The organism is Mycobacterium sp. TH-M116, from assembly GCF_057473685.1.
Genome location: NZ_JBYCLC010000143.1, coordinates 1 through 12,386 on the forward strand (window position 1 = coordinate 1; position 12,386 = coordinate 12,386).

At 70.7% G+C, this 12,386-nt stretch carries 11 protein-coding genes and 1 pseudogene; 7 read left to right on the top strand and 5 right to left on the bottom strand.

The features are described from left to right. Positions 1-140 (top strand): annotated as a pseudogene (locus tag AC2VOK_RS06755) (hypothetical protein); the annotation flags it as partial. Between the two features lie 73 nt (positions 141-213). Here AC2VOK_RS06755 and mutT1 read toward each other — a convergent pair. The 3 genes from mutT1 to cofC all read right to left on the bottom strand — a co-directional run bounded on the left by mutT1 (position 214) and on the right by cofC (position 4,161). Further along, a complete protein-coding gene (gene mutT1, locus AC2VOK_RS06760) occupies positions 214-1,161 on the bottom strand; it encodes an 8-oxo-(d)GTP phosphatase MutT1 (RefSeq protein WP_428899785.1) in 948 nt (315 codons plus the stop codon). Between the two features lie 72 nt (positions 1,162-1,233). Beyond that, the gene (locus AC2VOK_RS06765; RefSeq protein ID WP_428899793.1) at positions 1,234-3,420 is read right to left on the bottom strand and encodes an RNA degradosome polyphosphate kinase; all 2,187 of its coding nucleotides are present in this window, start codon (positions 3,418-3,420) and stop codon (positions 1,234-1,236) included. Positions 3,421-3,510: 90 nt separating this feature from the next. Beyond that, positions 3,511-4,161 carry a 2-phospho-L-lactate guanylyltransferase gene (cofC, locus tag AC2VOK_RS06770; RefSeq protein ID WP_428899786.1) on the bottom strand — a complete coding sequence of 217 codons (651 nt, stop codon included), beginning with the start codon at positions 4,159-4,161 and terminating at the stop codon, positions 3,511-3,513. A gap of 202 nt (positions 4,162-4,363) precedes the next feature. Here cofC and AC2VOK_RS06775 point away from each other — a divergent pair, with 202 nt between their 5' ends. Continuing rightward, entirely contained in the window at positions 4,364-5,392 is a 1,029-nt protein-coding gene (locus tag AC2VOK_RS06775) for an NAD(P)H-dependent glycerol-3-phosphate dehydrogenase (protein WP_428899787.1), read from the top strand. 41 nt (positions 5,393-5,433) lie between these two features. Continuing rightward, a complete protein-coding gene (locus AC2VOK_RS06780) occupies positions 5,434-6,582 on the top strand; it encodes a D-alanine--D-alanine ligase family protein (protein ID WP_428899788.1) in 1,149 nt (382 codons plus the stop codon). Between the two features lie 19 nt (positions 6,583-6,601). On the opposite strand, the gene AC2VOK_RS06785 is transcribed toward AC2VOK_RS06780, so the two are convergent. Continuing rightward, positions 6,602-7,195: a DUF3515 domain-containing protein gene (locus AC2VOK_RS06785; RefSeq protein WP_428899789.1), complete on the bottom strand. Its 594-nt coding sequence runs from the start codon at positions 7,193-7,195 to the stop codon at positions 6,602-6,604. An 84-nt stretch (positions 7,196-7,279) separates the two neighbouring features. Between AC2VOK_RS06785 and AC2VOK_RS06790 the strand changes: the two genes are divergently transcribed. Next, a complete protein-coding gene (locus tag AC2VOK_RS06790) occupies positions 7,280-8,248 on the top strand; it encodes a thiamine-phosphate kinase (protein WP_428899790.1) in 969 nt (322 codons plus the stop codon). Between the two features lie 58 nt (positions 8,249-8,306). After that, positions 8,307-8,990, top strand: a complete 684-nt coding sequence (locus AC2VOK_RS06795; RefSeq protein WP_428899791.1) for a uracil-DNA glycosylase — start codon at positions 8,307-8,309, stop codon at positions 8,988-8,990. Positions 8,991-9,029: 39 nt separating this feature from the next. Here AC2VOK_RS06795 and rpmB read toward each other — a convergent pair whose 3' ends face one another. Beyond that, entirely contained in the window at positions 9,030-9,224 is a 195-nt protein-coding gene (rpmB, locus tag AC2VOK_RS06800) for a 50S ribosomal protein L28 (protein ID WP_421531266.1), read from the bottom strand. A 327-nt stretch (positions 9,225-9,551) separates the two neighbouring features. Between rpmB and AC2VOK_RS06805 the strand changes: the two genes are divergently transcribed. Both AC2VOK_RS06805 and AC2VOK_RS06810 read left to right on the top strand, forming a co-directional pair. Next, the gene (locus tag AC2VOK_RS06805) at positions 9,552-11,243 is read left to right on the top strand and encodes a DAK2 domain-containing protein (RefSeq protein ID WP_428899794.1); all 1,692 of its coding nucleotides are present in this window, start codon (positions 9,552-9,554) and stop codon (positions 11,241-11,243) included. 2 nt (positions 11,244-11,245) lie between these two features. Next, positions 11,246-12,386, top strand: a 1,141-nt coding sequence (locus AC2VOK_RS06810) for a DEAD/DEAH box helicase (RefSeq protein WP_428899792.1), incomplete at its 3' end; no start/stop codon positions are given.

Here is a 12,386-nt window from a genome sequence, read left to right on the forward strand (position 1 = left end):
CTCCGGCCAAGAAAGCCGTGACCAAGGCTCCGGCCAAGAAAGCCGTGACCAAGGCTCCGGCCAAGAAAGCCGTGACCAAGGCTCCGGCCAAGAAGGCCGTGACCAAGGCTCCGGCCAAGAAGGCGGCGGCAACGTCACGGCGCGGCCGCAGGTAGGCAGTCCCGAGCAGAAGCCCTTCGGGGGCAGCCATTGCCCCCGAAGGGCATTCGACTGTCAGGCGCGCACGTTGGCGGCCAGCGCACCGCCGATGTAATCGGCAGCCGTGAGCCGCCCGTCCGACAGCGACAGCACCCAGGTGCTTCCCTTGTTGTTGCGCGACTTGGCGGGGCGCAGCCCGTCGCGTCGGCACCACCAGTCGATCAGATCGGGAATCACTTTGCCCTGGGTGCAGATGACCGGTGTGCCCGGTTGTGCGGCGATCTGCAGGGAGCGCTCCCGGCCGCGACGCGGGTCCTGCGCGTAGGACTCCTCGGTCAGGGTCATCTCGTTGTGCACCGGCACACCGAGTTCGGCGGCAAGTGGTTCCACCGTCTGCCGGCAGCGCACCCGGTCGGCCGCGTACACCCCGGTGGCCCCGAAGGCCATCAGCTGCGGAACCAGCGCCTCGGCCTGTGCCCGGCCCCGCTTGTCCAGCGGCCGCAGGGCGTCATCGCCGGAGAACCGTGATTTGCTGCCCGCGGTGCCGTGCCGGACCACAAGCACGGTGTGCGTGTCTGCCGGCTTCTTGGCGAAGCGGCGCAACACTTTTCGATCATGCGGGTAGGTCAGCCTGCCCATCGCGTCGATCACCGGCAGCCAGATCAGCTTGTCGACCTCTTTTCCCGGCGCGAACTGGCCGCCGGTGCTGCGTGCCGCCCAGTAATGCACCTTTTTGGCGCCCTGGGCGATGGGGTAGCTCACCGTGGTGAGCTGCGTGCCGAGAATGGCGTGGTGACCGGTCTCCTCGCGGACCTCCCTCACCGCGGCGACCGGTGCCGTCTCACCGGCGTCGACTTTGCCTTTGGGAAGCGACCAGTCGTCGTAGCGGGGGCGGTGGATCACGGCGATCTCGACGTCCGTGGTGGCCGGACCGGCCGCACCCGGCCGCCACAGCACCGCGCCCGCGGCGTAGACGATCCGGGTCCCCGAGCGCCGAGCGGCGGGCGGGTTCTGGATCGGCAACTTCTCTCCTGCAGGTCAATTCGGCCAGGGTTGTCGGCGTCCGGGCGTGACGTGGAAAGCTACCACATCCCCTCAGGAGCTCCGGTGCCGCTCCATCAGCGATTCCTGGTGGTCGCGCACGGTGTGGCCGTCGTGGGGCATCGCCGTCCACTGGCCGTCGGCGCCCAGCTCCCAGCAGCGGGTGGCCGGGTCCAGCGCGGACTCGAACAGGTCGTCCAGTTGCAGTGTCAGCTTGGGATCCTTGACCTGAGCCAGCACCTCGACGCGCCGGTCGAGGTTGCGGTGCATCATGTCGGCACTGCCGATCCAGAATTCGTTGATGCCGCGGAAATGGATGATCCGCGAATGTTCGAGGAAGCGGCCGAGGATCGAACGGACCACGATGTTTTCGGAGAAGCCCTCCACACCGGGGCGCAGAGCGCAGATGCCGCGTACCACGACCTCGACCCGGACCCCGGCCTGCGACGCCCGGTAGAGCGCGTCGATGACCTGCTCGTCGACCAGCGCGTTCATCTTCATCCGGATCCGCCCGCCACCACGCTCGGAGTGAGCGGCGATTTCGCGGTCGACGCGTTCGATGATGCCGGCGCGAATTCCGTGCGGAGCCACCAAAAGATTGCGGTAGGTCAGTTTGCGCGAATAGCCGGTCAGCGAGTTGAACAAGTCGGTCAGGTCCGCGCCGATGTCGGGGGCCGCCGTCAGCAGACCGATGTCCTCGTACAACCGTGCCGTCTTGCTGTTGTAGTTGCCCGTCCCGATATGGCAATACCGCCTGATTGCCGAACCTTCGCGCCGCACCACCAGGCAGGTCTTGCAGTGCGTCTTGAGCCCGAGGAGCCCGTAAACCACGTGCACGCCCGCCTGTTCGAGTTCGCGGGCCCAGCGGATGTTGGCCTGTTCGTCGAAACGCGCCTTGAGCTCGACCAGGGCCACGGCTTGCTTGCCGGCCTCGGCGGCCTCGATCAGCGCGCGGACGATGGGCGAATCACCCGATGTGCGGTACAGCGTCTGTTTGATCGCCAGGACGTTGGGGTCGGCGGCGGCCTGCTCGATGAAGCGCTGCACGCTGGTGGAGAAAGAGTCGTAGGGGTGGTGCACCAGCACGTCGCCTTCGCGCAGCGTCGAGAAGATGCTCTTGGGCGTTTCCCGGTCGGCGAACGCGGGATGCGTGTCCGGGACGAACGCCGCATCCTTGAGTCCCGGCCGGTCCAGCCCGTAGACCTGCCACAGCGACGACAGATCCAGCAGGCCGGGCACCTCGATGACGTCACCGGGATGCACGTCGAGTTCGCGCAGCAGCAATTCGAGCATGCTCTCGGTCATGTCGTCGGCGATCTCCAGGCGCACCGGCGTGCCGAAGCGCCTGCGCGCCAATTCCCGCTCCATCGCCTGCAACAAGTCCTCGTCGCGGTCTTCCTCGACCTCCATGTCGGCATTGCGGGTGATGCGGAAAGCGTGCTGTTCGACGATCTCCATGCCCGGGAAGAGGTCCGGAAGGAAGACGGCGATCAGTTCCTCCATCGGCAGGTAACGGATGACGTCCGGTCCGTCGATCCCGCCGTCGCGGCTGTCGAGTTCGACGAAGCGGTCGACGTTGTTGGGCACCTTCACCCGGGCGAAGTGCTGGCTGCCGTCCTCGGGTTGCCGCACGCTGACTGCCAGGTTCAGGCTCAGCCCGCTGACGAACGGGAACGGGTGAGCGGGATCGACGGCCAGCGGCGTCAGAACGGGGAAGACCTGCTCGGTGAAATAGGTTGACAACCGTTCGCGTTCAGCCTGATCCAGATCGGTCCACGTGACGATGTGGATGCCTTCCGCGGCAAGCGCCGGTCGCACCGAATCGAGGAAAACCCGCGCGTGCTGGCTGGCGATCTTCTGGGTCTGCTCGCCGATGACGGCCAGTTGCTCGCGCGGCGTCAGACCGTCGGCGGAGCGGACCGACAGCCCCATCTCGTCGCGGCGTTTGAGACCGGCCACCCGCACCATGTAGAACTCGTCGAGGTTGGAGGCGAAGATGGCCAGGAACTTGGCCCGCTCCAGCAGGGGCAGCGAACTGTCGGCCGCCAGCGCGAGAACGCGTGCATTGAAGTCCAGCCAACTGAGTTCCCGGTTGAGGTAACGGTCTTCTGGCAGGTCGGTGGTCGGCGCCTGGGTCGCTGCGGGTGGTGCCGCCACCGCGGAGTCGCCCGCATGCCATACGCTCTCGTCGGGACGGGGTTCGGTTTCGGTATCGGTCACGATGTGATCATTGCTCATCAGGCCCGTGTGCTGCCACCGTGATACGGGCATCCATCGCCCGTTGGTGTGAAGTTCACCCCGGGGACGGATTCCCCGCAACGCCGGCCGGCCTCAGTGCTGCGCGAGAGCCCGGGCGGTCGCCGCCCCGACCCCGAGGCGCCGGGCGGCCGTCAGGTCGGCGGGGGTGTCCACGTCGCAGCGCAGGCCGGGCCACGCGCCCGTCAGCTCGATCGCGCCCGAACAACGATGCCGCGCCGACGAATCCGGGCCGAACCGCGGATCGAGCGGAGTCCCGAACGCGCTCAGCGCGGAGGTTCCCGTCGCCAGCCGGTCCGCGACGAAGCTGCGGCGGTGCTGGCGTGCCGCGGCTATCGCCTCGGCGAGTTCGCGGGCCTGCAGTGCGGGCAGGTCTCCCTGCAGCACAATGATATTTGCGAACTTCTCGGCCACCGATCGTTCGGCGGCGATGATCGCGTTGTTCAGTGGGTCCGCGTGGACCTCGGGTGTCGGGTCGGCCAGCACGTCGGCGCCGAGCCCGGCTGCGGCGGCCGCGGCCACCTCATCGGGCGTGACGACGGTGATCGAACCCAGTGCCGGCACTGCCGCCGCGGCCGTCAGGGTGTCGACGAGCATCGCCAGCACCACCTTCTCGCGGGTAGCTGCCGACAACACGGGGGCCAGCCTGGTCTTGGCGGCGGCCAATCGCTTGACGGCGATGATCACAGCGACGTCGGCGCCGTCGTCGCCCTCGATGCCGATCATGAGTTCATCCTGCCAGGACGCCCACTTCGCCCCGACCCGCCCGGCATCGCCGCTTGGTTACTGTGGAGCGCCGGGTGATGGCCCGGCGAACACGGGTGGTCGCGGTGACAGACAGCGGGGACAGACAGCGGTGACAGACAGCGGTGACAGACAGCGATGACAGGCAGCGATGACAGACAGCGATGACAGGCAGGGGTGGCCGATGACCGGTACCGCGGGCGAGGGCGGCATCGCGGTGATGGGCGCCGGCGCGTGGGGCACAGCGCTGGCGAAAGTTCTCGTCGACGCCGGCGGGCCGGAGGCGAAGGTCACGCTGTGGGCCCGGCGGGCCGCCCTCGCCGAGCAGATCAACGCCACCCGGCGCAACGAGGACTATCTGCCCGCCACGTTGCTCCCGCCGGGCATCCGCGCCACCGCCGACGCGCAGGAGGCGCTGGCGGGCGCGTCGACGGTGCTGCTGGGGGTGCCCGCCCAGACGATGCGGGCCAATCTCGAGCAGTGGGGGCCGCTGCTGGGCAACGGTGCGACCCTGGTCAGTCTGGCCAAGGGCATCGAGCTGGGCACCCTGATGCGGATGAGCCAGGTCGTCGTCGCGGTGACCGGCGTCGATCCGGCGCACGTTGCGGTGATCTCCGGGCCGAACCTGGCCGGCGAGATCGCCGCGGGCCAGCCCGCGGCCACCGTGGTCGCCTGCAGCGACTCCGGTCGCGCGGTCGCACTGCAGCGCATGCTCAACAGCGGGTACTTGCGCCCCTACACCAACAGCGACGTGATCGGCACCGAGATCGGCGGCGCCTGCAAGAACGTCATCGCACTCGCGTGCGGGATGGCGGTCGGCGTCGGGCTGGGCGAGAACACCGCGGCCGCGATCGTCACCCGGGGCCTCGCCGAAATCATGCGGCTGGGGATCGCGCTGGGGGCCAAAGGCGCGACGCTGGCCGGGCTGGCCGGCGTCGGCGATCTGGTTGCCACGTGTACGTCGCGGTACTCGCGTAACCGCGCGTTCGGCGAACGCCTGGGCCGGGGCGCCACCGTGCAGTCCGCGCTGCAGGCCGGCGTGGGGGACCACGTCGTCGAGGGGGTGACGTCCTGCGAGTCGGTGCTGGCGCTGGCGTCCAGTTACGACGTCGAGATGCCGCTCACCGACGCCGTGCACCGGGTCTGCCACAAAGGACTGTCGGTGGACGACGCGATGGCCCTGCTGCTGGGCCGCCGCACCAAGCCCGAGTGAGGGCGACCCGAGAGCCGCTCAGCCGGTAGCCTCTCCCTATTGTGGATTCCTCGGACCGGCCGGCAGCCCCGCCACCCGGTGGCCGCGTGCGCGTTGCGGTCGTCTTCGGCGGGCGCAGCAACGAGCACGCCATCTCCTGTGTGTCGGCGGGCAGCATCCTGCGCAACCTCGACCGGCGGCGGTTCGACGTGGTCGCGATCGGCATCACCCCCGAAGGCTCCTGGGTGCTCACCGACGGTGACCCCGATGCGTGGGCGATCACCGGACGCCGCCTGCCGGAGGTGACGACCGAATCGGGCACCGAGCTGGCCCTGCCGGCGGATCCGCGGCGCGGGGGCCGCCTGGTGTCGCTGTCCACGGGCGCCGGTGCCGCGCCGGCCCCTGCCCTCGGCGCGGTCGACGTGGTGTTTCCGGTGCTGCACGGCCCCTACGGCGAGGACGGCACCATCCAGGGGCTGCTCGAACTCGCCGGTCTGCCCTACGTGGGCGCCGGGGTGTTGGCCAGTGCGGCCGGCATGGACAAGGAGTTCACGAAGAAGCTGCTGACCGCCGAGGGGCTGCCCGTCGGCGCGCACGTGGTGCTGCGCCCGTCGCGCTCGACCTTGGGGCCCGAGGAGCGCGAGCGGCTGGGCCTGCCGGTCTTCGTCAAGCCCGCCCGCGGCGGGTCCTCGATCGGTGTCAGCCGGGTGTCGCGCTGGGACGAGCTGCCCGCCGCTGTCGCCGCCGCCCGCCGACACGACCCGAAGGTGATCATCGAGGCGGCGGTCAACGGCCGGGAGTTGGAGTGCGGCGTGCTCGAAATGCCCGGCGGCACCGTGCAGGCCAGCATGCTCGGGGAGATCCGGGTGGCCGGGGTGCGGGGTCGCGAGGACGGGTTCTACGACTTCGCGACCAAATACCTCGACGACGCAGCCGAATTGGACGTGCCCGCGAAGGTCGACGACGACATCGCCGACACCGTGCGCGAATTGGCGATCCGGGCGTTCCGGGCCATCGACTGCCAGGGGCTGGCCCGCGTCGACTTCTTCCTCACCGACGACGGTCCGGTGATCAACGAGATCAATACCATGCCGGGTTTCACCACGATCTCGATGTTCCCGAGGATGTGGGCGGCCAGCGGTGTGGACTACCCGACCCTGTTGGCGACCATGATCGATACGGCGCTGGCCCGCGGAACGGGCCTGCGCTGAGCGTGAATCTGGCCGACCACTAGCGGGGGCGGGCCGGGTCGATCGGCACCGCTGCGACGGTGCGGTCGATCACGTCGGAGATCTCCTGGATGGGTGTCGGCCCGGAGTCCGGCGGCAGCGTCAGCGCCACGTATACCGGCCGGTCCACCGCGTACCAGGTGAAGGCCGCCGCGTCGGTCCGTGCGGGACCGGCGGATTGCGCCCCGTCGGCCGTCTCGAACCACTGCACGCGGTCGACGACCTGGATCGGCGACCCCACCACGAAGCCGGCGGGCCGGTCCATGCCGCAGCGCAGCACGACGGGTTCGCCCCGGGTATCGGCGCGCCACGCGGCCGCGCCAACCGGCGCCGGCTGCGCCAGCGGTGCGCGGCGGTAGGCGCCCAGCTGTTGCGGTAGCGCGTTGTCCAGCGCCCGGCACGCGGGATCCTCGGCATGGGGCGCGGGCATCGCCGGAAGGGCGACCGGTCGCGGCGGACCCGCCCGGTTCGCCGCGATGACCAGCACCACCCCGATCGCTGCGACGGCCAGCGCTACCGCGGCGACGATCACCGCGCGCGGCGGTCCCGAGTCGCCGGGATCGTCGCCGGGATCGGTGGCCGGGTCGGTCGTCAACGCCCCCGTGCCTCCTTCTCGTACACTGGCGCGGTCCGCTCGCGCGGGCAGGTAACGAACGTACCGCAGGTCGCAGGAGGTGCTGTGCGCGACGACACGTCTGGCACCGCCCCGAGCCTGCGGCAGCTCGGCGAGTTCGCCGTGATCGACCGGTTGGTGCGGGGTCGCCGGCAGCCCGGCGCGGTGTTGCTCGGGCCGGGCGACGACGCAGCGATGGTGTCCGCCGGCGACGGCCGGGTGCTGGCGTCCACCGACATGCTGGTGCAGGACCGGCACTTCCGGCTGGACTGGTCGACACCCCACGACGTCGGACGCAAGGCGATCGCCCAGAACGCCGCCGACGTCGAGGCGATGGGCGCGCGGGCGACGGCGTTTCTCGTCGGCTTCGGGGCGCCCGGCGACACCGCGGCGGCGGACGCCGACGCGCTGGTCGACGGCATGTGGGAGGAGGCGGCACGTGTCGGCGCCGGCATCGTCGGCGGTGACCTGGTCAGCTGCCCGCAATGGGTGCTGTCGGTGACGGCGCTGGGCGACCTGGGTGGCCGCCCACCGGTGCTGCGCTCCGGCGCGAAACCCGGTTCGGTGCTGGCCGTCGCGGGCGAACTCGGTTGGTCGGCTGCCGGATATGCATTGTGGCACAACGGGATCGGTGGATTCGAAGACCTCCGCCGCCGGCATCTGGTGCCGCGGCCGCCGTACGGCGCGGGCGCCGCGGCCGCGGCCGCGGGCGCGGGCGCGATGATCGACGTCTCCGACGGCCTGGTCGCCGACCTGCGGCACGTCGCCGAGGCGTCCGGGGTGGGCATCGACGTGTCCATCGCGGCGCTCGCCGCCGACCACGACCCGCTGACCGCGGCCGCCGCCGCCGTGGGCGCCGACGCGTGGTCGTGGGTGCTCGGCGGCGGCGAAGACCACGCGCTGGCAGCCTGTTTCGCCGGCCCGGCGCCGCCCGGGTGGCGCGTCATCGGGCGGGTGCTCGACGGCCCGCCCCGGGTGTCCGTCGACGGCGCGCCGTGGGGCGGGTACGCGGGCTGGCAGTCGTTCCAGGAATAGCCGGGCGCCGTGAGTAGGGTGACGCGGTGACCGTCTACGCGATGACGAAGGGGCTGCAGTGACCGCCCGGCCGTTGCGCGAACTCGTCGAGCCGGGCTGGGCGCGGGCCCTGGCGCCGGTGGCCGATCAGGTGGCCGCCATGGGGCAGTTTCTGCGGGCCGAGGTCGCCGCGGGCCGTCGCTATCTTCCGGCGGGGCCGAACGTGTTGCGCGCCTTCACTTTTCCCTTCGAGGCCGTGCGGGTTCTCATCGTCGGGCAGGACCCGTATCCGACCCCCGGGCATGCGGTGGGCCTGAGCTTCTCGGTCGCCCCGGAGGTGCGCCCGCTGCCCCGCAGCCTGGCCAACATCTTCGACGAGTACACCGCGGACCTGGGGCATCCGCAGCCTTCGAGCGGCGATCTGACGCCGTGGGCGCAGCGTGGGGTGCTGCTGCTCAACAGGGTGCTGACGGTGCGCCCCAGCAACCCGGCGTCGCATCGGGGCAAGGGCTGGGAGGCGGTGACGGAGCGCGCGATTCGTGCCCTGGCCGAACGCCCGCAGCCGCTGGTGGCGATCTTGTGGGGCCGCGACGCGTCGACGCTCACACCGACGTTGGCCGCCGGCGACTGCATGGTCATCGAATCGCCGCACCCCTCGCCGCTGTCGGCGTCCCGCGGGTTCTTCGGCTCGCGGCCCTTCAGCCGCGCCAACGACATGCTGACGAAGCGGGGCGCCGATCCGATCGACTGGCGGTTGCCCTGACCGGGACGGGCGCCGCCCGCGACCGGGGTCAGAGCCGCGTCAGCCCCGGACGACCTTGCCGGCCTTGATGCAGGACGCGCACGCGTTGACCCGTTGCTTGTTACCGCCGGGACGGGTGACGACGTGCACGGTCTGGACGTTGGGATCCCACCGGCGGCTGGTGCGGCGGTGAGAGTGCGACACCGACTTGCCGAAGCCGGGGCCCTTCCCGCAGATATCGCACACAGCGGCCATGTCGAAGCTCCTCAAATCATCGGGGGTCTGGCAATCCGGCCGGGATGGTGGCGCCGAGATGTCCCTGCAAAGATGTCCCTGCAAAGATGTCCCTGCAAAGATGTCCCTGCAAAAATTTCCCTGCAAAAATTTCCCTGCAAAAATTTCCCTGCAAAACCGGGTCCGCTCAGGATACCGACTGTGGTGGGTAACCACCAAAACGATCGGCGGCCGTCGGCTATCTTACGTCCCGTGCTGTCGGCGCCGGTGGCTAGGCTGAATGGGCCGGTCTGCGAGCTTCGCCGGCGCGCCCCGGAGACCGGCGCGGAGGAGGTGGGTCGCGTGAGCATGGCGCAGGGCACGCTGGAGGGCAGGCCGGAGCGTGCCCTGGACGCGTCGGCCCTGCGGGACTGGGCGCACACCGCCGTCAGCGACCTGATCGTCCACATCGACGAGATCAACCGGCTCAACGTCTACCCGGTCGCTGATTCCGACACCGGCGCGAACATGCTGTTCACGATGCGTTCCGCGCTCGCGGAGGCCAACGCGGCGGCGGGTGCTTCGGGGTGCGTCGCCCGGGTCGCGGCCGCCTTGTCCGTCGGTGCGTTGCACGGTGCCCGCGGCAATTCCGGGGTGATCCTGTCGCAGATCCTGCGTGGTGTCGCCGACGTCGCCGCGGCCCGTGCCGCGGACGCCGGCGGTGAGCTGGCCGCGTTGGACGCCGCCGGCCTCGGGGCGGCGATGCACCGCGCCGTCGACCTGGTCATCGCCTCGATGGGCGGTCAGGAGGTGCCGGGGACCATCGTCTCGGTGTTGCGGGCCGCCGCCGACGCCGTCGCGGGGTGCGCCGGCGAAGGGCTGTCCACCGCGCTGGCCGCCGCGGGCGACGCGGCGGTGGTCGCGCTGGAGAAGACGACCGAGCAACTCGAGGTGCTCGCCGACGCCGGTGCTGTCGACGCGGGGGGGCGGGGGCTGCTGGTCCTACTGGACGCGCTGCGGTCGACGGTCACCGGGCAGGCTTGCGCCCGCGAGGTGTACGAGCTGTCGCCGCGCGCGCCGCAGCCCGACGCTGCGGCCCAGCGGCCGTCGCCGCAGTTCGAGGTGATGTACCGGTTGGACGGTTGCCCGGCCGCCGCCGTGCAGGTGCTGCGGGACCGGCTGGGGGAACTGGGTGATTCCGTGGCAATCGCGGCCGCGGGGAGCGGGGAGGGCTATTCGGTGCATGCGCACACCGACGACGCGGGCGCCGCGATCGAGGCGGGGCTGGCCGCCGGGCGGCCCAGCCGGATCGTGGTGTCGGCCCTGAGCTCGGGTGTCGCGGGTTTGCCGGCCGGCAGCTGGACGCGGGAACGGGCGGTCCTGGCCGTCGTCGACGGGGACGGTGCCGCCGAACTGTTCGCCGGTGAGGGCGCCTGTGTGCTGCGCCCGGGCCCCGACGAGCGCGAAATGTCCGGCCGCATCAGCGCTCACCAGCTGATTCGGGCCGTGGTGGACACCGGCGCCGCACAGGTGATGGTGCTGCCCAACGGGTTTGTGGCCGTCGAGGAACTGGTGGCCGGCTGCACCGCGGCCATCGGCTGGGGTATCGACGTGGTCCCGATACCGACCGGGTCGATGGTGCAGGGGCTGGCCGCGCTGGCCGTGCACGAAACCGGCAGGCAGGCCGTCGACGACGGTTTCACGATGGCCCGCGCGGCCGGCTCGGCCCGGCATGGCTCGGTGCGCATCGCGACCCAGAGCGCGCTGACCTGGGCCGGTCGCTGCACACCGGGTGACGGCCTGGGCATCGCGGGCGACGAGGTGCTGATCGTGGCCCCCGACCCGACGGCTGCCGCAATCGGCCTGCTCGACCTGCTGCTGGCCTCGGGCGGCGACCTGGTGACGGTGCTGGTGGGCGCCGGCATCGCGGTGGCCGGCGAGGATTCCGTGCCTATCGGCGACGTGCTGCAGCGACACGTGCACGACCACCACCCGGGCACCGAACTGGTGACCTACCGCACGGGTCATCGCGGTGACGTGCTGCTGATCGGGGTCGAGTAGCCGTGGCGTCCCTCGGCGACCGGCTCACCTTCGTCCTCGGCGCCAAGGCTGCCGATCCACTCGAGGAGGCCTTCGGCATCCGCACCGTCGACGACCTGCTGCGCCACTACCCGCGCAGCTACGCCGAGGGCGCGACCCGCTGGGGCGCGGACGAGGACGGCCCGGGGCGCCCGGAAGCCGGTGAGCACATCACGATCGTCGACACGATCACCGAGACCACGTCGTTCCCGATGCGGACGAACCGCAGCAAGACATGTCACCGCATCACCCTGGGCTCGGGCCGCAACGCCGTGACCGCGACGTTCTTCAACGCGAACTTCATCAAGAAGGACCTGGTCACGGGCACCAGGGTGATGCTCTCCGGCGAGGTCGGGTTCTACAAGAACGTCATGCAGCTCACGCACCCGGCCTTTCTCCTGCTCGACTCGCCGGACGGCAAGAACCGCGGCACCAGCTCGCTGAAGAACATCGCCATCGCCTCCCAGTCCACCGCCGGCGAGCTGCAGATGTCGGCGTTCGAGCGGGCCTTCTTCCCGATCTATCCGGCAACCACCAAGGTGCAGAGCTGGGACATCTTCCGGTGCGTGCGTCAGGTGCTCGACGTCCTGGACCCCGTCGAGGATCCGCTGCCCGCGGCGTTGCTGGCCGAATACGGCCTGGTCTCGCAGGATCGGGCGCTGCGCGACATCCATCTGGCCGAGGGCGAGCCGGAGCGCCGGCGGGCCCGCGAACGTCTGACCTTCGACGAAGCCGTCGGCCTGCAGTGGGGATTGCTCGGCCGCCGGCACAGTGAGCTGTCGGAATCGGGGCCCCCGGCGCCGGTGGGCGAGGGCGGCCTGATGGCCGAACTGCTGCTGCGGCGGTTGCCGTTCGAGCTGACGGCGGGCCAGCGCGAGGTGCTCGAGGTGATCTCGCGGGAGCTGGCGGCGACCCGGCCGATGAATCGGCTGCTGCAGGGTGAGGTCGGCTCGGGCAAGACGATTGTCGCCGTGCTGGCGATGCTGCAGATGGTCGACGCCGGGTACCAGTGCGCGCTGCTTGCGCCGACGGAAGTCCTTGCCGCCCAACATCTCCGATCGATCCGCGACGTCCTGGGTCCGTTGGGCATGGCGGGCCAGCTGGGTGGGATGGACAGCGACGACG

What these genes read in the sequence shown, in the direction of transcription:
- cofC (WP_428899786.1), bottom strand. Translation starts at nt 4,161, where the DNA reads ATGATCGGCATCGAGGGCGACGACGGCGCCGACGTCGCTGTGATCATC.
- AC2VOK_RS06775 (WP_428899787.1), top strand. Translation starts at nt 4,364, where the DNA reads ATGACCGGTACCGCGGGCGAGGGCGGCATCGCGGTGATGGGCGCCGGC.
- rpmB (WP_421531266.1), bottom strand. Translation starts at nt 9,224, where the DNA reads ATGGCCGCTGTGTGCGATATCTGCGGGAAGGGCCCCGGCTTCGGCAAG.
- AC2VOK_RS06805 (WP_428899794.1), top strand. Translation starts at nt 9,552, where the DNA reads ATGGCGCAGGGCACGCTGGAGGGCAGGCCGGAGCGTGCCCTGGACGCG.